This window comes from Muribacter muris, assembly GCF_004569585.1.
Lineage (GTDB): Bacteria > Pseudomonadota > Gammaproteobacteria > Enterobacterales > Pasteurellaceae > Muribacter > Muribacter muris.
Window position 1 is genome coordinate 1 of record NZ_SPPA01000020.1, and the last position, 20,339, is coordinate 20,339.

The window sequence follows — 20,339 nt, forward strand, 5'->3', positions numbered from 1 at the left end:
TTTAACCAACTCATCACCTTTAACGACAAGGCTCAACACCAGTGGCACTATAAATATGACGGCTTGGGCAGACGGATTGAGAAGTACAGCGAGCGGGACAACACAACGACCAAATATATTTGGGACGATGGTATACTTCCAGATTATTCTTTCCGTTCAATCACCAATTTTCTCTCCATTTCGTACGCCACTGTTTTCAAATACGAAATCGTTAATCCCTTTTTACTTTTTTCAGCTTCTAAGAGTTGCATTTGGAGTTGAGTTAAATCCGCTTGAATAGCGGACTGGCTCTCTTGGTAACGTTGTAAACGTTGTGTCAGTGCTTTTATCTCTTGTTGAGGGTTTGAGGTGACATTTAATAATGGTGTGATAAACCATATTGCACTACTCGCAAGGCAACCAAGCAAAAACACACTCCATAATGGAATATTTGAACGATGCTGGGATGACGTTCCTTCTTGGGTGCTATATGTCATTGGTGTATTGGGCAAGGGGGTGTCTTTGTCTGGTGGTGAGGTAGTAGTGCTGTTATCTCTGTTTGGCTGGATAGATTCTGTTTGTAGTGATGCGGGTTCATCGGATAGTGTGGAATATTCAGGATAGTGAGGTACTTTGGTTGTGTTATTCGGCTCTGCAAAGGGCGTTGGTATAATTGCAACATTTAAGGGTTCAACAGGTTCTGGCTGTCTAGTCGGTTCGTTTGGTTCAAGTTGTTGGCAGCGTGATTGAATAAAGGATAAGCAGTTGGTGAGATCGGTATGTGGATGACCCTGTTGGATTAGCGTGGTTTGAATAAGGTTGAGAGCCCGTTCGGCACGGTAAAGTAAACGCAAATCACCCGTGGTATAGGTTGCTTTGCGTAGTCGCGGACTGACTCGACCGTTTAGCCAATTTAAGGTATTAAGACGGGCTGTAAGTTGTGTTGGCCAAATATTATCCCAGTGGTGATTCAGTAAGTAGGCGAGCAGTTCAATCCCTTCGGTGAAGCCGGCTAGTCCTTGTTGGTGGGTTCTAGCCAAGGTGTAATAAGCGGCAGTTTGTAAGTCGATGCCGTATCGGGTAAAAAGCTGTTGAGCCTCGTATGCAATTAACGCCCAATCCACCGATTTGCCTGGGCGGTTTAGGTAATTAATTTGAGTTTTAATCCGACTAAATTCAGGCTGTGCTATGGGGTTGTTGCCAGTAGTGTGGATTGGGAAACGTTGTTCGACCATACAGCTATCCTAGTATAAAGTATCGGGCAGTTGAAACTGCCGAAAAAGCTCGTTTGAGAACGGGTTATCGACTTCATCCACATAGATGCGATAGGTGGCATTTCCCCCATCTACTTGGTAGCGGACATCAAAGGAATGAGGGGTAATATTATAGGCTTTAGCCGATTGCAATAACTTAATTTGTGCCCAAGGCCCGATAAAGCTAAGACTGCGTGGTGCTTTATTGGCTTCGGTAGGCACTAAGGTGATTTTACTTTCTACTTGTGCATTGCCGGAGTTCGGCCATACAACTTTTACTTTGCGTTTGCCGCCGTGGGTAAAATCAATCAATTGCCCATCTAAGTTTAAAATGCTACGACGTTTGTTAGCAGATAAATCAATGGGTTCAACCATAAATTGTGCCCCCATACCGTATTCGGCATTGAAAAAGGTTTGTTGAATGCGTTTGGCTAAATCTAATTGTGTCAAGACATCGTCTCGAATCAATGGGGTTTGGTCGTCAAGCGTTTCTTCATCCTCTTGGGTAAGTCCATTTTCAATAAAGGCGCTGAGATTTTGTTGATAAAAATTGTCTAGGGTACCTTGCGGACCAAAGAAGCGTTCAAACTCACTCAGTGGTACTTCTTGCTTACTTTGCGGTGAAAACGGGTATCGTCCTTTCAGATAGCGGTCATACTGTTTTACCACTTTATCCTGCCATTCGGTTTCTAACGACACTAAGGCGGATTTTAATATACTTTGCCAAGCCTGACCGGCTAATTGTTCTAACCAACGTTTAAGTGGGTCAGGTAAGTTTTTCGCCATTTGTTGCAACTCAAAAATCGGATCGGTTGATTTTTTCTCTACTCGCATTTGTACAGCTTTTAGCGACGCTTTGCCGGTATCCGGTGCGTTTTGAATGGCCAGTAAATAGCGGTGCAATCCCGCAAGTTTTTGGTAAACATCTTGTAATAGGCTGGCTTTATCATCTTGTGTATTTAGAACGGAGGTTGCCAGTGCGAACTGTTTGCTGATGTCCATTCTGAGCTTATATTCTGGTGTTGCTAAGCGAGCCTCTAACTCTTTCTCGTCTAATGTGTTGGGAATATTAGGCGTTTGGGTATGCTCTTTGACAATGTCTAATGCTTTTTTTATCGTTTGTTCACTACCCATAATGCTTTCTGTGGCAGTAATCGCATCAGCTAATGTTTCAAATGGCCGAATCTCTAAATTGTGAATTGCATTACGCCAAGTGCCGGTATAGTCATTCAGATATAACTCGGTGATACGCTGTTTGATTTCTGCGCGGTCGGCATCGCTGTAGGTCGTATTTTCAGATAGATTTAGCACCCAACTGTCCATCGCTGTTAAATCGACTAATTGACTATCTTGCTTAAGGAAATACTGTTTTAAGCCAGATAGTGTCAATAGCTGAGGAATAAATAAAGCGACTTCATCTTGGGCTATGAACACCTTATCAAACCCGGCACCAATATGTTCACGCAGGTTCAATGGTGCAGGCAACACTTCCTCTGCCCGTATTTTGAGGTTTTGATAGACCCGCTGATAGATTGAGAGTGTATTCAGCTCTTTTTGGGCTTTTTCGATTTCTAATTGATATGGACGGTATGCTTTAATCAATTCTTCATCACCGGCGAGTCGCCCGCCATACCAGTTGGTATGTTTAAGGGCATAGTCAAGATGACGCATTAAATCCGCTTGAATATCGGCTTGCCCTTCAAAAGCTTGGCTCCAACGTTTTTGCATAAAGGTTTTTACCCATTCATCACGGCGACCGGCTTTATCATCCAGCATACGCATAATGCGTAACAAGCCGAGTTTTTCCTCACTTTCTGCCGGTGCTTGTTTTAAGTCTATGAGTAACCCATTCATAATCGCCGGTAAAAAACGACGTTGTAGCAATCGCAGGTAGGTTTGTTCCACGAATGGCCCGATATGATTGCCTTGATATAACCCCATATCCGCCAGCGGCAGTCTGTCGTGATAACTGCCATTGGCAAATGTGGCATCGCCGATAGGGTTTAACATTGGAAGTTGGAGATTGCCGTAGTTATCTTGCTCGTCAGTTAATTCAACGTGATTAAAGGTTTTCACTTGCTCTAAGACGTCTAAGCCGGCACGGTAGTTCTGATAATAGAAATAATGCCAGCCGCCGATAATTGCCAGCGCCCCCAGTCCGGCTAATATGAAAAACCGTTTGAGACGTTGGTGATAGTCTTTTAAGTATAAGGCATTTTCAGAGGCTAGATGTGGTTCACTGAATAAAACCTGCTCAAAGAGCTTTTGTGTGAAAAACGGTTGAGAGAGCCGATTAAACCAGGTGCTGGCGGTTTGTTTACCGAGTTCATATTGCATTGACGCCGATTGGATAAATAAATCATCAATTTTGCCTTTTTGCTCGGTAGAGAGGAAATACACCCCTCTGATAAAATGGAAGCGTTTGCCTCGGTGTGTGCTGATCCCTTGCAAGAGCTCGGCAACATCATCATAGGCACCGTTAATCTGACGGATAAAGCTAAAGACTGATGCACGCTTTTCTTCCGTACTTTCTATCATTTTATGTGGTGAAGCTAAGTTTAATTGGTAACACCATTCAGACCAAAATTGCGTTAATTCCTTTGTCCATTCATCGGTTTTGAGACTTTCAAAGGTTACGCCTAAGATATTCTCCCGTGTTGATTGCGGAATATTTTCATAGGTGGCAGTAAAACCGGCCAGTTGGTCAAGTTTGGTAAAAATCACATAAACAGGTAAACGGCTATGGGTCAGGTTATAAATTTCTTCGAGGCGTAAGTGTAACCGGGCGACAGTATTCTCACGCTCGGGTTTGTTGAGTGTTAAAAAATGTGCAAAATCCAGGGTTAATATCACGCCATTCAGTGGTTGTCTCGGGCGCTTTTCCACTATCCATAAGAATAAATGACGCCAAAGTTTTGTATAGAGTTGAGGCTTATCCGGATTAGCATCTTGTTGGGTTAAAAGCGCTCCCTCAATATCAAAAATGACGGCGTGGTCGTTATTAAATATGGAAAAATAGACGCTATCCGTACTATTCTCTTCCAAATCAGGTTGGTAAAGCGGGTTTAGTCCTTCAATTGCGTTTAATAAGTGGGATTTGCCACTTTGTGAATCGCCGATCATAACATACCAAGGCAAAACATAGGCGTAACGTTTGGTCTCCAAATAGCGCTGGCATTTTATTTCCCAGTGTTGCAGATAACGGTTTTGGCTGTCCAGTTCGGCTTGAATAGCACTGTTGATATTTTGTTTCGCCTCTTGACGGGCTTTTTCCAACACCCGTAATCGTGCGATAATTTTCCAGGTCAGCCAACCTATTCCAATAATGAATAACACAGCGGTAGCTAACCAACGATGCGATATGTCGGCAAACGGGGTAAATCCATTAAGGGTAAATGTCTCCCCTTTGACCCAAATCCAAATGAGTGCTGCCAGCCAGCAGAGGGTGAGTACCACAGCAGGCGAAAGTTTAAATTTAGGTAAGGTGGGTTTTAACACCTGAAAGAAAGAGGGTAATTTCATTATCGTATCCTAAAGCGGCGATGTATTAGGTGAAACTTTTTGGGCAAGAAAGGCAAAAAGACGGTCTTCCCATTGTGCAAGCGGGGTGATAGACAATGTATTTTGCAATGTCTGATAACCTTGTTGGGCAAGCACTGTCATCTCTGCTTTCTCCATTAATTGACACGCAGTCAGTTGAGCATAGAATTTTTCACGACCGTCTTGAGCGGGTTGTTGGTTAAGCAAGGCGAAAGCTGCTGTCAAGCCATCACGTTCATAACACGCCCATACGTCATTAAAATCGGTATGTGTACCGGTACTTAATGTTGTGTCTGTTTGCTCAGTTTTAAAAAGCCAATGTTTAGCATCTTCAGAGAGAAAAGGCAAGCCGTCATTAAAATGGTAGTCTTTCAACTCGGGTAAGCGCATTAAAAAAGCACGTGTTTCTGCTTGAATAGCAGAAGCAACGGCAGTAAAGCCTAGTTTTTCGGCATAGGTTGCGGAAATAAAATGCCCTTCCAACCAAAAGGGGGCAAGGGTTAAGCTATATTCTAGCTCACCCCAAATAGCGTAGGTCGGTTGTGTTAGGTGAGCGAGATAGTGTTGGCGCATATCTGCAGACACGGCAGCTAATGGCGTAATTTTGTTTTCAACGGGCGGCAACGTATCAATCCCCGACCAAATCGTATGTCGCCGGAGTTGGTAGCCAATGGGTGAGCCAATATGCTTTGTAACTAATATCTCAGCTACTTTTAACAATGTATATCGCCAAGCTTTCTCATTGCTGTCATCTACTTTTACATTTGTCTCGATGGGTTGCTCTGCATTTTGCGCTGAAGGTATCGTTGTCGCTAAAGCGTTATCAGCCGGTTTTGATGTGTCCTGTTCGACCACTCTATCCGGCACGGCTTGCAATCGCTGACGGTAACGAGTGAGCAGTTCAACTAATGTCGCCTCGGAAAGATGAGCAGCAAGCCATTCAAGATGGGCTTGCATCGCCTCTCGCTCATAGCGGGAAGCGTGCTGGTTAAAATTATCCAATGTCGGCTCAAATCGCTTGAGAATTTGTAAGGTTAAACGGCTTTTCTTCAGTGGTGAAATCGGAGCTGCCGGTTGCCAAAATTGCCGGACATAATCGGTCAATAACGTGATGGCAAGCAGTAGTGTTTGAGTGTCCCCTTGATGCTGCAATGTGCGCAGTAAATGTGCCAACACACGCATATCTTTGGTTTTATGGCTGAGTAGGGTAATGGCGCGCTGTTGAATATCGTTAATATTGAGTAATTGATGTTCAAGAGAACCGAGTTTAACCATTTCACCGTCCAGATATTCCCAATCCGGATCGTCATCTGCAATCTCTATCGCAATATCTGTGTTTATCTCAGCCGCAATAGCCTGTCGCCAGGGGTGCGCACCTATTATATCTATCATACTGTTCCTTTAGATGTTCTGATCATTACCAATGGCAAGCTTGCCGAAAGGATTTAATATCCTGCTCAATGTTTTGAATGTTAAATGTCCAACGTGGCTCACCGCTTTGCAGTTTAATCGTCATTTGGGTTGCACCAAATAACTGTTGAATTTCACGGATACCTTGTAAGCCACGACTTGCTTCTAAAATATACCCATTGTCTCGACTAAACCAGCGACTTTGAAAGCGGCTTTTGTCGGTTTCAATACTCACGGGTAACTCACGGCCTGTTAAGGGGCGATGTAAAATCAGTTGCAGTCGGGTGATATTATCAATACAACTTAACATCAAAATCGGTCTGGGCGGTGCGATACCTAATGCCGGTGTCGTCAGCACCACTTGAGGAATGTCTTCGACGCTGGATTCTTTAATGATAAATTGCGTTGAATGTGTCTCCCGACCTTTCTCTTGTTCTGTAGCCCTTAACCAAGATGCACTTCGCTGTCCTGCGGGTATAGCGTGGGGCGTGCTATCTTGCCACGCACTATCATAGCAATCCAGCCGCTCAAGGCTGGACTGTGTTTGTCGGCATTGAGCGAGACGCTTTAATGTCTCTGTCTCATTAGCTAGCACGGGGAATGCGCAGCATAAACCGATTAAATAGCAAAATCGCATTGTTCTTCTCCAATCGCAGCGACAAATTGATGATCGACCACAGAGAAGCGAATTGCCTCAATGGGCATATTTTGCGCTTGCTTTTGCAATAACAGCAGTGAGATAGGCGGTAGCATATGGCCGTCAATAATCGATTCCAACATTCTTGCCCCATTTTCTGCCCGGTTTGCTCTAAGCAGAATTTCCGTTTTGACGTCATCATCAATCGTAACCGAGGTATTAAAACGTTCGATCAAGCGGGCAGTTAATGTTGATAATTTACCATCAATAATGTCAGCTAAAATCGTTTGGCTAAGTGGCAGGAACGGAATAACTTCCATACGAGCCAATAACGCTGGTTTAAAAAACGCGGCAAGCTCGGGGTAAAGTAACGTGGTTAATTGACTTTCATTTTCAGCGTTATCCACAATAGTTTGATAACCTAAATTAGAGGTCAGGAAAAAGACAACGTTCTGGCAATCAATAAGCCGTCCCTCCCCGTCAGCCATTTCTCCTTTATCAAAGGCTTGGTAGAACAGGTTTAATACATCAGGGTGCGCTTTTTCCACTTCATCTAATAAAACCACAGAGTAAGGCATACGGCGAATCGCTTCGGTTAAAATGCCTCCTTCGCCATAACCGACATAGCCCGGAGGCGAACCGATTAAACGGGAAACTGTGTGCTTTTCCTGAAATTCCGACATATTGATCGTGGTTAAGTATTGTTTACCTCCAAAGAGCAGATTAGTGATTTGTAGGACGCTTTCGGTTTTGCCCACGCCACTAGGGCCGACCAGTAAAAAGGCGCCTAATGGTCGGCCTTGGCGTCTTAAGTCTGCCCGTGCCGTCAATAAATGTCGGTGGAGATGCTTAATGGCAAGTGTTTGCCCCTTAATCTCTTTCGAGAGATACGTCGGTAAATCGGCGATGATATTCAGTTCATTTTGGGATAACCGTTCTAGCGGTACGCCTGTCCACTCGGCAATAACCGTTTCGATCTGGGATTTAGTAACGTGCGGTGATACCAAGATCTGATCTTTCTGCGCATCAGATAACGCTATTTCAAGGGATTGCAATGTTGCTCGGAGGCTGCCAGTATCGCTATCGTCATTCCCCTCTTTCTCTAGCAACTGCTGACGAGCTGCAATGATCTGTTTCACTAGCTCTTGTTGCTGATGCCATTTTTCTTCTAAGAGCGTTTGCTCGTACGATAATGTGTCAATTTGATTGGTCAATGCTGCAAGTCGCTCTGCATCATTTGACATCCCTAAACGATATGCCCGTTCAAAGAGTGTTTTTTCCGTTGCCAACTGATGAATTTGCGTCCGCAAGTGCGATAATGCTTTAGGGGGCGATGTCAGCGCAATCGCCACTCTGGCACAGGCAGTATCTAGCACATCAATAGCTTTGTCCGGTAATTGGCGACCACTTAAATAACGATCACTTAAACGGGCTGCGCTGATCACCGCCTCTTCATCAATCAAAACCGAATGGGCTTGCTCATAGGTGAGCCTAAGCCCTTGTATAATGATAATTGCCTCATCAACAGTCGGTTCATTTAATTTCACTAATTGAAAACGGCGGGAGAGCGCTGCATCTTTTTCAACGTATTTTTTATACTCTTTCCAAGTCGTGGCTGCAATCGTTTTCAACGTTCCCCGTGCTAATGCCGGTTTTAACAGATTGGAGACATCCAAGCCCCCTTGTTGATTGCCCGCCCCTATGAGGGTGTGTGCTTCATCAATAAATAAGATGATTGGGATCGGTGATTGGTCGATTTCAGCCATCACCCCTTTAAAGCGTTTTTCAAATTCCCCTTTGACCGCGGCGCCGGCTTGGAGTGCGCCCAAGTCCAAGCTCATAATGCGAGTATCACAAAGTTTGTCGGGGACTTCACCATTGACAATGCGTAATGCTAACCCTTCAATCAAGGCACTTTTACCGACCCCGGCTTCGCCCACGATGATAGGATTATTTTTTCGCCGCCGACAGAGAATGTCGATCATTAAGTCCATCTCATTATCACGGCATAATACCGGGTCAAGCTGCTCCTGTTTCGCTAACGCAGTAACATCTTGAGCGTATTTGGCTAATAAGGTCGGCGAACAAGCGGTCGGATTCGCCGGATTTTTTGCAACGTTCGGCGCTTCAGCAGAGGGGGCGGTAATCAATAGCCAATCCCGTTTTAGCAGTTCACGGTTAATCGTAATGAATTGCTGGCTCAAATGGTGTGGTAAATAACGGTGGCTGGACAATAATAGTGCTAAAAATAACACGCCGCTGCGTAATTCGGTTTGTTTCATCTCCGCCGAGGCGAGCAACCAAGCATCTTGTAAGAGTTCGACTAACAAGGGTGAAAAGCGTGGATAATCTTCTATTCCCCCTTTGCCTTTCATCTGGGTTACTTCCAGCTCAAATGCGTCAATTAACGTTCCGATCTCTAATTCAAAATTCTCGGCAATCAGCCGAACATCACATAATGGCGTAGCAAACAGTTGTTTAAAGAGATGCGGAAGCGTGATTTCGGTAATCTGAGCATTGATGCTGTCTGCTGCAACATCTTCTAAAACAGACTTCACGATAGGGTGAAGTTTACCGACAAGGACGGGAAGATCGATTTTGAGCATAACAATATCCTAGTGTAATAAGTTGCCAATTTGTTTTAAGATTGCTTGCGTTTGGTAATGTAATTTAAACGCATAAATGCTATATATCCCGCTTAAGATTATCAGACCTAAACAGGCATAGTGTTTAATCCCCCATTTTTTGAGAAGCAGATAGCGGGATTTTTTTAGGTTAGGGGTATGATGCAGCACGATTTGACCCGGCTCGGGCGTGAGTTCTCGAATATAGCGGTAGAGATTCTGATAAATCTCATTAAATTCTACTGAGGATTGCTGCACTTTATAACGACCACGAAATCCCAAACTAAAACAGAGGAAAAGAAACTCTAGGAGTTCTTTATAACGCTTCGGTTCGGTCAGTAATTTATCCAGTAAAAGATAAACCTTCTCACCTCCCCAAGTTTCATTATGGAAATGGGTGAGAAGAGATTGTTTATACCAATCGCTTTGGCGATCCCACCCGTGCCCGAGTGCAATTTCATCAATAAAGGTGCAAAGAATATAACGAAAAGAGACCACGACAGCCGGTTCATAATGCTGTGCCTGAAGGGTATGTTCAATGGCGGTAATATCCCGCACGACTTGCTGATATAATCCTTTTGGAATATCACGATCTGCCAATTCTTTTAAGCGTAATACCATCCCCAGTAGCGGCGTAGCCGCGTCAATCATCGGGTTGATATTACGTCCTCTTAATGCGAGGTGATAGTGATAAGCTAAATCAAGTTCGTCTGATGAAAGGTGATAGTCTAATTCAGCCATAGATTATCCTCGAATTGCCCACAGTTGCATATCCAATGCCGGAAAGTGTCCGGATACATGGAAAGCCAGTGCGTGATGTGTCTTAATTTGCTGCCATTCTTGACCGAGTGTATCCAACTTAAAGTAAGTGTAACCGGAATGATACGGGAGTTGGCGTGGTACGGCACTTAACGGTGTGAGTAATACCCCCGGTAACTGTATACTCACTAAGTGGCGTAGGTTATCCGGTGAGGTGATTTTCGTTTGTTGCACAAATTGGCGGCGTAGCTGTTCATCAGGGATTTGTGCTGTTACGGCTAATATAAATTCGGCACGTTCTAAGAGATCCCGATCGTTGATTGAAGCGATCTTAATACCGTGCTCACGATCAATCAGTTGAATAGAGACGGCTCTAGGCATTAATACGGTACTCAGTGCAATCCGAATACCCCGTAATACGTCATTAAAGGTAGTGGTTAAATCGTCGTGATCGTATTCCGGGTAAATGTGTGCAATGCGGGAGGCGTCGGTAAAGGTCATCAATTCACCGGCAAAACTGATTAAGTGCCGATATAAAAACTCTGGGTGAATAGTCGGTTGGGCTTGTAAATGTGTATAAAACGGAAACTGCCTGTTTAAAAGTTGTAGCATTAAAAACTCGGTAACATCGGCAATCCCTTGTTGGCTCGGTGAACCGATACGAGAAGAGAGCGTGCCGGTGCGCTGATCGAGTGTGCCGGCAATTTCAGTCAAGAAATCCCGTAGAATGGTTGAGGCTTTGACGGATAAACAGGTTGGGATAAATTGCTGGTCCAACTCAATTCTACCGTCTTGTTCAATATGACGAATACGGGCAATCAAAATACAGGTATAGGCACTGCGATCTTCAGACCCTTGCATTAAACGGGGCGCCAGGCGGGCAACGAATACCTGAGCATTATTCCCTTGTGGTGTATGCACATCTCGAACCTCTTGCACATCTTCTCTATAACGAACCGTACGAGCATCCGATGTGTGATAGGCGGATTGAATATCGTTAACGGAAGGGTTTGTGGTGGGTAAGGCTAAATAAATATCTTGGCTTTCGCGGGTGCTAATATCTTTGATATCAATCGTATCCGGTAAAAAATCTTCGGACGGCATAGAAAAAGGAGTGCCGTCATTAAATATGCCGGAGGCTGAAAGCAACCCGAACTTCCCTAAATTTAACAGTTCCCGATTAATCTCAAGGGCGCTTATGCCATAGTGATAGTGAGACAGTGTGGTAAGCTGACTATGCAGTAAATAATCAATATGGCGTTGCTGTTGCTGAAAATGTTGTGGCTTGATGAAGAGCCCTTCTTGCCAAATAATACGATTTTGACTCGACATATTTATTCCTTTTCCACTTTAATAATAAGATGTTGTTTTTTAACTTGTGCTAAGACGTGATAACGATGACCGCCTGTACCGTTTAATTTAATGACCTGCTTCCATTCCGATATTTCAGGATTGGAATAATAGGCAATTAGTCCAAGATACTGGTTTTTCTCGTCTAACGTTATCTCGGGTAAAGGTTTGTATTGTGCAGGGACTAGGGTGTAATCTTGATGATCTAAATAGTTTTTACCGAGAATATCTTTAAGTTCCGTCTCTTGTAATTGGTCATAGTAAGTCGCCTGTAACATTGAATCTTCCGTGAGATAAATTACTTGCAGATTGATAGGCGAAGGCTGATTAGCACTGTTAGGGTTAATATTCGGTTCGGCTAATAGGGTTAATCGTAGCGTTGAAGGCTGATCCGTATCCTTACCGACCTGAATAGACGGATCCATAATGACTTGCCCGATCTTTTTTGCCGCATCAATGGCGCTGCTACAACCACTTGTTGCCCACGCCACCAGACACATTAACGTAAAGTGTAGTAATTTCACGTGATTATCCTTAATTTTTATGGGCGTCCCTTAATGCCTTATCATAGGCTTGTGAATAGACTTCCCAAAACAGTTTCTCAAACCCAAATTGACGAGCAGAGGTGAGTTCTTGATAATAATTGTTGTACATTTCCCACGCCCAAGCATCGGTTGTCGCTTGGCGCTCATTGCTACGGCGATAGTTTTCAAATCGATTTAACAATGTATTGGGGGAGAATGCGGCTAAAATCGCATTTAATGCGGCGGTAATCGCAATCGTATTTGCTTTATTGTGTAACAACACATTATGTAAGCTTTCCGAAACGGCCGCCGGTGCGGATAAATGTACCGGACTTTTTTTCGCACCAAAGAGAATATCAATAGTAGTGCTGTAATCCAAATTTAATCGTAGCGGATTATCTTCAATCGGTCTTAAATGTTTATCGGATAAGTTATTCTTTTCTTTTTGCAGTGCAAGTAAACCCATAATCGCTGCGTGTAAAGTTTTACCGATTTCTTCAAGAAAATCATTAGCCGTTTGCGTATCTTCAATCGGGAGAGTTGTGTGTAATTCTCGTATTAAAGGAGTTAAGGCAACGTGATGTGCATTTAATGTTTCTGAATGTTGTCCTGTAACCGTATCAGGCAAATCCAGAAAAGTCTGATCGAACTCACGTTCTTTGAAAGTGGAAGTTTGTGGCTTATTTGCAAGAGGCGATTCATCAGCAATCGGCATTTGAGCCTGTGTGTCTGCTATTGTTTCATTTAATGCAACTAAAGGGTCGTCAAATTTTTTCATTGTCGGTGTCTCAGAAGTGGATAGCGGTGAGTGTAAGCGGGAAATAGAAGTGTGTCCGGACAGCATAGTATGTAACGAGGCTGTCTCAGATTGCACTATTTCCTCAATGGTTTGGGGGATATTTGTATCTGCATTCTTCTCCAAATTCACTCGAATCACCAAATCGCCTACTGAAATAATATCGCCCTGTTTTAAGCGAATAAAACCGGATTTTGGGGTAAATTCAGCGTGATTCAGTAAAAGCGATTGATGGAGAACTAATAAACAGAAATGATGATCACGCCATTCAATACGAAATTGATTGGCGGGGATATTTTTATGCAAATCTTGGATAACCCAATGGTTGTTTTCCCCACTCCCGACTTGCCCGCCTTCGGGACTAAAATGAGAGGAAACCATTTTACCGCTTTCGAGGTGGGTACTATTGGTAATTGTCATTGAGAGTCGGTTTTTCGGTATTTGTGACATAATAAAATTCGAGTGTATTGGAGAGGATGTTGAAAAAAGTCTAACAAATTTTAGGCAGGGACTCTACTAAAATTATTAAAGAGCGTTATATATGATTGTAGAAGATGTTCTTACAGCATTTTTATCTAAGCACTTCATAAAAAAGTAAGAGACGCATTCTTCGGATAAACAAAAATGAGAACTAGATCATAAATTTCACAAATTTTTCGTTCCTTTTGCGTAAAAGTTGTTACAATCGACAGGGTGTTTAACATTTGATTAACAACGAGGACGTATTATGTCTGCTTTATCTCAGCAACTTATCTCTCAAACCGAACAGTATGGCGCACGCAACTATCTTCCTTTGCCGATTGTGATTAGCAAAGCGAAGGGGATTTGGGTCGAAGATCCGGAGGGCAAACGTTATTTGGATATGCTCAGTGCGTATTCGGCAGTCAATCAAGGGCATTGCCACCCGAAAATCGTGCAGGCGTTAAAAGATCAGGCGGACAAAGTTACCCTCACTTCTCGGGCGTTTTATAATGATCAACTTGGGGTTTGGTATGAAAAAATCTGCCAATTAACCAAAAAATCAATGGCTTTGCCGATGAATACGGGGGCGGAAGCGGTTGAAACGGCGATCAAGGCGGCACGCCGTTGGGGCTATGATGTCAAGGGTATTGCAGAAAATCGGTCGGAAATCATCGCTTGCGTAGGCAATTTCCACGGGCGGACAATGGCGGCGGTGTCGCTCTCTTCCGATCCGGACTACCAACGGGGCTTCGGGCCGTTATTGCCGGGGATTAAGCTAGTTCCGTACGGTGATTTGGAGGCATTAAAGCAGGCGATTACTCCTAACACAGCCGCTTTCTTAGTCGAGCCGATTCAAGGCGAAGCCGGCATCATTATCCCACCAAAAGATTTCCTCAAACAAGCCTACCAACTCTGTCAGCAAAATAATGTCCTCTTTATCGCCGATGAAATTCAAGCTGGGCTTGGGCGTACCGGTAAACTGTTTGCCTGCGAGTGGGAAGGGTTTGAGCCGGATATGTATATTCTCGGTAAAGCGTTGGGTGGCGGGGTTTTCCCGATTTCCTGCGTGGTGGCGGACAAAGCTATTTTAGGGGTGTTTAACCCCGGCTCGCACGGCTCGACTTTCGGGGGGAATCCGTTAGCTTGTGCCGTATCAATCGCTTCGCTTGATGTACTGATTGAAGAGAACCTCGCCGAGCGTTCACGGGAATTGGGCGACTATTTCTTAGCGGAATTGAAAAAAATCCGGCACCCTGCCATTAAAGAGGTGCGGGGACGTGGCTTGTTCATCGGTTTAGAATTGCACGAAGCCGCTCGCCCGTACTGCGAAGCCTTAAAAGAAAAAGGTTTGTTATGTAAAGAAACGCACGATACGGTGATTCGCTTTGCACCGCCGCTCGTAATTGAAAAAGCGGATCTCGACTGGGCGTTGGCTCGCATTCGTGAAGTGTTAAGTTAAGCAGACTGCTTGCAAAAAACAGAGAAAAAATAACCGCTTGTAAGCAGGAGGAACTATGCAAACACAACAAGATATTCGTATTCCCTTTATCTATTCCGTGCTACCGATTGTCGTGATGGTCAGCGTAATGGCGGTGGCAATTATTAAATTTGAAGCCTCGCCACACGTGCCGTTGCTGATTGGGGCGGTTACCGCCAGTTGTATCGCTCTCTATTTTGGTTATAGCTGGGATACGATTGAAAAAGGGATTTACCGCGGCATTAAAATGGCGTTACCTGCGATTGTCATCATCATTATGATTGGGCTGACTATTGGGGCGTGGTTGGGCGGCGGCATTGTCGCCACGATGATTTATTATGGCTTGAAGCTGATTTCGCCTTCACTGTTTTTGTTTACCATTTGTATTATCTGTGCCATTGTAACCTTGGCAATCGGCAGTTCGTGGTCAACAATGGGGACAATCGGCGTGGCGGCAATGGGGATTGGGTTGAGTATCGGCATTCCGGCACCGATGGTGGCTGGTGCGGTGATCTCCGGTGCGTATTTCGGCGATAAAATGTCGCCGCTCTCGGATACCACCAATCTTGCCGCAGGTATTACCGGCACGCCGCTGTTTGACCATATCCGCCATATGTTTATTACCTCCGTACCGGCGTTTATTATTGCACTTGGCGTCTATCTTTATATGGGCTTTCAGTTTGCCAACGATAACGTAGATTTAAGTAAAATCACCGATATTATGCAGGCAATGGAGCGGAATTTCGTGATTTCGCCGTGGTTATTAGCGGTGCCGGTATTGGTGGTGGTATTAGTTGCGAAGAAAGTGCCGGCATTGCCTGCATTGACCGCAGGGATTTTAATGGGCTGGCTCTGCCATATTTTTGTACAAGGCGGCGAGGTGGCGGTTGCAGTGAAAACCCTGCACGACGGCTATAAAATCGAGAGCGGGCACGAAATGATCGACACGCTGTTTAATCGGGGCGGGATTGAATCAATGATGTACACCATTTCATTGACGATTGTGGCAATGACTTTTGGCGGTATTGCCGAGCAAACGGGAATGCTACGTTCTGTGGTGGAAACGATTTTAAACTTCGCCAAAAAAGCCTCCAGCCTGATTATTGCCACCATTTTTTCGGCGATTGTAACCAACATTACCACCTCCGAGCAATATATCTCCATTTTATTGCCGGGCAGAATGTATGTTACTGCCTATCAAAATAAAGGGCTAAGTTCGAAAAATCTCTCCCGTGCGTTGGAAGACGGCGGCACGGTAACTTCCGTACTTGTGCCGTGGAACACCTGCGGGGTATTTGCTTTCTCAATGTTGCAGGTCAGTGCGTTTGAATATGCCCCTTATGCAGTGATGAATTACACCATTCCGGTGATTGCGATCATTCTCGCCAGCCTTAATATTCGCATTGAATATCTGCCGAAAGACGATCAAACCGAGCAAACAGCAAACACAACACAATAAAAAAACACTCCATCGAGTACCTCTACAAGCGGTGGGATTAGCACGATTTTTTGCAAATCCCACCGCTTTCTTTTTGATGGGCTGCCGAATGCGCCCGATTTCTATGCTATACTTGACCCCTTTTATACCTTTATTATCTTAGGTCGGTACAATCAACATTGCTAAAAAATCGGCAAAACCGACCGCTTGTAATGAGAAGAACATATCAATATGGCACAGAATTTAGTTGATTTTTTAGTTGAAACCTTATCCGGCTTGAAAGCACAGGATATTGAAGCGATTGATGTTAAAGGAAAATCCAGTATTACCGACACAATGATCCTCTGCACCGGCACTTCGAGTCGCCACGTGGCATCCACTGCCGATAATCTGATTGAAGAGAGTAAAAAAGCCGGTGTTGAGGTATTTGCCCACGAGGGCAAAGCCGTTGCCGACTGGATTGTGATCGACTTCGGTCAGGCAATTGTGCATATTCTGCAACGGGAAAGCCGCGAATTGTATCAACTCGAAAAATTGTGGATCTAATGAAAATTCAGTTAATTGCGGTGGGAACTAAAATGCCCGATTGGGTAACAAAAGGATTTGAAGAATATCAGCGCCGCTTTCCCAAAGATATGCCGTTTGAGCTGGTGGAAATTCCGGCGGGCAAGCGGGGCAAAAACGCCGATATTAAACGTATTTTGGAACAGGAAGGACGGTTGATGCTCAACGCTTGCGGGCGGGGGCGGATTGTCAGCTTAGATATTCCCGGTAAACCTTGGACGACCCCGCAACTTGCCGAGCAGTTGGAAATTTGGAAAAATGACGGGCGGGATGTGTGCCTGCTTATCGGCGGGCCGGAGGGGCTTTCTCCCGAATGTAAAGCGGCGGCGGAGCAAAGTTGGTCGCTTTCCCCGCTGACCCTACCGCACCCGCTCGTGCGAGTGGTGGTCGCGGAAAGTTTGTATCGGGCGTGGTCTTTAACCACCAATCACCCTTATCACCGAGAATAACGTGCAATGTTTGGCAAACTGGGCAAATTAACGAAACCCAAACACTACGAAAAAGTCCGCAACGGGCAGGCAGAGTTAAATCTGTTTATCCGTCGGGCGTTAATTGCTTTTCTCGGCGTATTAGGGCTGACGGGCATTTTGCTGACGAATCTATATCATTTGCAAATTACCGACTATGAATCCTACCAAACCCGTTCCAACGGCAATCGCATCAAGTTGTTGCCGGTTACGCCGACAAGAGGGCTGATTTACGATCGCAACGGTAAAGTATTGGCGGAAAACTTAACCTTTTTCGGCTTATATATCGTGCCGGAAAAGGTGGATAATTTAGAGCAAACGCTGGCGGAATTGCAGGCGTTGGTCGGTTTGAGCGAGGCGGATATTGATAATTTTCGTAAGGAAAAGAAACGTTCGTCCCGCTATACGCCGATTTTACTTAAACCGGATTTGACCGAAGAGCAGATCGCCCGCTTTTCGGTCAATCAACATCGTTTTCAGGGAATGGATATTCACCCTTATTTCAAACGGAATTACCCGTACGGCGAAATAATGACCCATATTCTCGGCTATGTTGCTAAAATTAACGATAAGGATAAAAAACGGCTGCAAGATGAGGGGAAATTCGGTAATTATGCCGGCTCGCACGATATTGGCAAACTGGGGATTGAAAAGTTTTATGAAGATCAGCTTCACGGCATAACCGGTTTTGAAGAGGTGGAAATCAATAACCGGGGCAAAGTAATCCGCAAACTGCGGGATCAAGCGGCGGTTGCCGGCGGCAGTATTCGCTTGACCATTGATGTCGAACTGCAACGCTATGTTGCTAATTTACTCGGTAATCATCGAGGCTCGGTGGTGGTGCTTGACCCTCGTGATAGTAGTATTTTAGCGATGGTAACGACACCGAGTTACGACAATAATCTGTTTGTGGACGGCATTTCAGGCAAGGATTATAAGCAATTATTGGACGATCCCGACCGCCCTTTGTACAGTCGGGCAACGCAAGGGACTTACCCGCCCGCCTCCACGATTAAACCGTTTATGGCAGTGGCGGGCTTGGCGGAAGGCAAAATTACGCCGACTAAAACCGTGTTTGACCCCGGTTACTGGCTCTTACCCGGTACAACCCAACGCTTTCGGGATTGGAAAAAAAGCGGACACGGTAGCACAGATGTGAATAAAGCAATCACCGAGTCGTCGGATACTTATTTTTATCAGCTCGCCTACGATATGGGGATCGATAAAATGTCCGATTGGATGAAAATGTTCGGTTTTGGGGTCAAAACCGGCATTGATTTGCACGAAGAATCCTCAGGGATTATGCCAAGCCGTGAATGGAAACAGAAACGCTATAAAAAAGGCTGGATTCCGGGGGATACCATTTCTGTTGGTATCGGGCAGGGCTATTGGATTGCCACGCCGTTGCAATTAGCGAAGGCAACGGCGGTGCTGATCAATAACGGACGGGTGAATACCCCGCATTTGATGAAAGAGATTATGTCTACCGAAACGATCCCTTATCAAGATCCGCTGCTGTATGACGATATTAAAAACGTGCCGCCCCGTTACTGGCAGATTGCCAAGCTCGGTATGTACAATGTGATTAACGCCAGCAATGGGACGGGGCGAAAAGCCTTTGCCGGTGCATCTTACCGTGCGGCAGGTAAAACGGGGACGGCGCAGGTGTTCAGCTTAAAAGGTGCGACCTATAACAAGCACGCAATCTCAAAGAAATTGCACGATCACGGCTGGTTTATCGGCTATGCGCCTTACGACAATCCAACGGTAGTGGTGGCGGTGATTTTAGAAAATGCTGGCGGTGGTGGTAGCACGGCTGCGCCAATGGGGCGTAAAGTAATGGATTATGCGTTGAACCAATCCGCAGCACGTCCGGATTTGCAAAAAAATGACGATAACGCACCGCCTGTCAATAATGGGGAACGCCGTGAATAAATTTTTAGCTCGTTTTTGGAAAGTGTTCGCATTGGATATTTTCCTGCTGATCGGTCTGCTGGCGGTTACCGGCTATGGTTTAATTGTATTATATAGTGCCAGCGGCGGCAGTGAAAAAATGTTTATCAGCCGCCTATTCCAAGTCGGTTTAGGCTTGGGGCTAATGCTAGTGATGGCATTTTTCCCGCCACGCTTTTATGAAAAACTTGCCCCGTATCTGTATGTGGTGTGCATTATCCTGCTCGTGTTGGTCGATGTGGCGGGAGAAACCAGTAAGGGCGCACAGCGTTGGCTGAATTTGGGCTTTATTCGCTTTCAGCCGTCTGAAATTGCTAAACTTGCCGTGCCGCTAATGGTGGCGACTTATTTAGGTAAGCGTCCGCTACCACCGGATTTTCGGGATACCTTTATTGCTTTGGCGATGATTATTGTGCCAACCTTATTGGTGGCGTTACAGCCGGATTTAGGTACATCTATTTTGGTGTGTGCAGCGGGGATTTTTGTCTTATTCCTTGCCGGTTTGAGCTGGAAGCTGATCGGCGCAGGTGTGGTATTTTTAGCCGGTTTTATCCCGATAATGTGGTTCTATTTAATGCACGACTACCAAAAAACACGGGTAATGACGCTGATTGATCCGGAAAAAGATCCGCTCGGCTCGGGGTATCACATTATCCAATCGAAAATTGCGATCGGCTCGGGGGGCATTGAAGGCAAAGGCTGGATGGAAGGCACGCAATCGCAGTTGGAATTTTTGCCTGAACCTCATACGGATTTTATTTTTGCGGTATTGGGTGAAGAACACGGCTTGATCGGCGTGTTGATTTTATTGGCGATCTACCTGTTTATTATCGCTCGCGGGCTGACGATCGGCGCAAAAGCCGGCACGGCATTCGGGCGGATTTTATCCGGCGGCACGGCATTGCTGTTTTTTGTGTATGTGTTCGTTAATATTGGTATGGTAAGCGGGATTTTGCCTGTGGTGGGCGTACCCTTACCTTTGTTTAGCTATGGGGGAACGTCCTATGTTACCCTGATGGCAGCTTTTGGGTTGATGATGTCCGCTTATGTTCACCGTGAACGTAAGGATAAAAATAATCCGTTTAATAAATTAAAATAACGCAATC

The 20,339-nt window shown here is 45.0% G+C and carries 15 protein-coding genes; 6 read left to right on the forward strand and 9 right to left on the reverse strand.

The annotated features are described in order from the left end of the window. Positions 1-143: 143 nt before the first annotated feature. From E4T80_RS08905 to tagH, 9 genes are read right to left on the reverse strand one after another with little or no spacing between them, the layout of a single operon-like run. On the reverse strand, positions 144-1,214 hold the full coding sequence (locus tag E4T80_RS08905; protein WP_135057567.1) for a type VI secretion system ImpA family N-terminal domain-containing protein: 1,071 nt from the start codon (positions 1,212-1,214) through the stop codon (positions 144-146). A gap of 9 nt (positions 1,215-1,223) precedes the next feature. Continuing rightward, complete coding sequence (tssM, locus tag E4T80_RS08910; protein ID WP_135057570.1) at positions 1,224-4,754, reverse strand: type VI secretion system membrane subunit TssM; 3,531 nt, start codon at positions 4,752-4,754, stop codon at positions 1,224-1,226. A gap of 9 nt (positions 4,755-4,763) precedes the next feature. Further along, entirely contained in the window at positions 4,764-6,164 is a 1,401-nt protein-coding gene (tssA, locus tag E4T80_RS08915; protein WP_135057574.1) for a type VI secretion system protein TssA, read from the reverse strand. A 25-nt stretch (positions 6,165-6,189) separates the two neighbouring features. Continuing rightward, positions 6,190-6,819 (reverse strand): type VI secretion system-associated protein VasI, encoded by a 630-nt coding sequence (vasI, locus tag E4T80_RS08920; protein ID WP_135057577.1) that lies wholly within the window; start codon positions 6,817-6,819, stop codon positions 6,190-6,192. Beyond that, a complete protein-coding gene (gene tssH / locus E4T80_RS08925; protein ID WP_135057580.1) occupies positions 6,801-9,425 on the reverse strand; it encodes a type VI secretion system ATPase TssH in 2,625 nt (874 codons plus the stop codon). The genes vasI and tssH overlap by 19 nt, the downstream gene beginning before the upstream one ends. Before the next feature lie 9 nt (positions 9,426-9,434). Beyond that, a complete protein-coding gene (icmH, locus tag E4T80_RS08930) occupies positions 9,435-10,184 on the reverse strand; it encodes a type IVB secretion system protein IcmH/DotU (protein WP_135057583.1) in 750 nt (249 codons plus the stop codon). 3 nt (positions 10,185-10,187) lie between these two features. Next, positions 10,188-11,534 (reverse strand): type VI secretion system baseplate subunit TssK, encoded by a 1,347-nt coding sequence (tssK, locus tag E4T80_RS08935; protein ID WP_135057585.1) that lies wholly within the window; start codon positions 11,532-11,534, stop codon positions 10,188-10,190. Positions 11,535-11,536: 2 nt separating this feature from the next. Beyond that, on the reverse strand, positions 11,537-12,076 hold the full coding sequence (gene tssJ / locus E4T80_RS08940; RefSeq protein WP_064774266.1) for a type VI secretion system lipoprotein TssJ: 540 nt from the start codon (positions 12,074-12,076) through the stop codon (positions 11,537-11,539). Between the two features lie 10 nt (positions 12,077-12,086). Beyond that, entirely contained in the window at positions 12,087-13,292 is a 1,206-nt protein-coding gene (gene tagH, locus E4T80_RS08945; protein ID WP_135057667.1) for a type VI secretion system-associated FHA domain protein TagH, read from the reverse strand. Between the two features lie 307 nt (positions 13,293-13,599). Between tagH and E4T80_RS08950 the strand changes: the two genes are divergently transcribed. The 6 genes from E4T80_RS08950 (at position 13,600) to rodA (ending at position 20,332) form a co-directional block, all read left to right on the forward strand. Beyond that, positions 13,600-14,793: an ornithine--oxo-acid transaminase gene (locus E4T80_RS08950; RefSeq protein WP_135057588.1), complete on the forward strand. Its 1,194-nt coding sequence runs from the start codon at positions 13,600-13,602 to the stop codon at positions 14,791-14,793. Between the two features lie 55 nt (positions 14,794-14,848). Further along, positions 14,849-16,270, forward strand: a complete 1,422-nt coding sequence (gene nhaC, locus E4T80_RS08955; RefSeq protein ID WP_135057591.1) for a Na+/H+ antiporter NhaC — start codon at positions 14,849-14,851, stop codon at positions 16,268-16,270. Between the two features lie 210 nt (positions 16,271-16,480). Beyond that, on the forward strand, positions 16,481-16,795 hold the full coding sequence (gene rsfS, locus E4T80_RS08960) for a ribosome silencing factor (RefSeq protein WP_135057594.1): 315 nt from the start codon (positions 16,481-16,483) through the stop codon (positions 16,793-16,795). After that, positions 16,795-17,262 carry a 23S rRNA (pseudouridine(1915)-N(3))-methyltransferase RlmH gene (gene rlmH, locus E4T80_RS08965; RefSeq protein ID WP_135057597.1) on the forward strand — a complete coding sequence of 156 codons (468 nt, stop codon included), beginning with the start codon at positions 16,795-16,797 and terminating at the stop codon, positions 17,260-17,262. Before rsfS ends, rlmH begins: the two co-directional genes overlap by 1 nt. 6 nt (positions 17,263-17,268) lie before the next feature. Then, positions 17,269-19,215: a penicillin-binding protein 2 gene (gene mrdA, locus E4T80_RS08970; protein ID WP_135057600.1), complete on the forward strand. Its 1,947-nt coding sequence runs from the start codon at positions 17,269-17,271 to the stop codon at positions 19,213-19,215. After that, the gene (rodA, locus tag E4T80_RS08975) at positions 19,196-20,332 is read left to right on the forward strand and encodes a rod shape-determining protein RodA (protein WP_135057670.1); all 1,137 of its coding nucleotides are present in this window, start codon (positions 19,196-19,198) and stop codon (positions 20,330-20,332) included. The genes mrdA and rodA overlap by 20 nt, the downstream gene beginning before the upstream one ends. Positions 20,333-20,339: the final 7 nt, after the last annotated feature.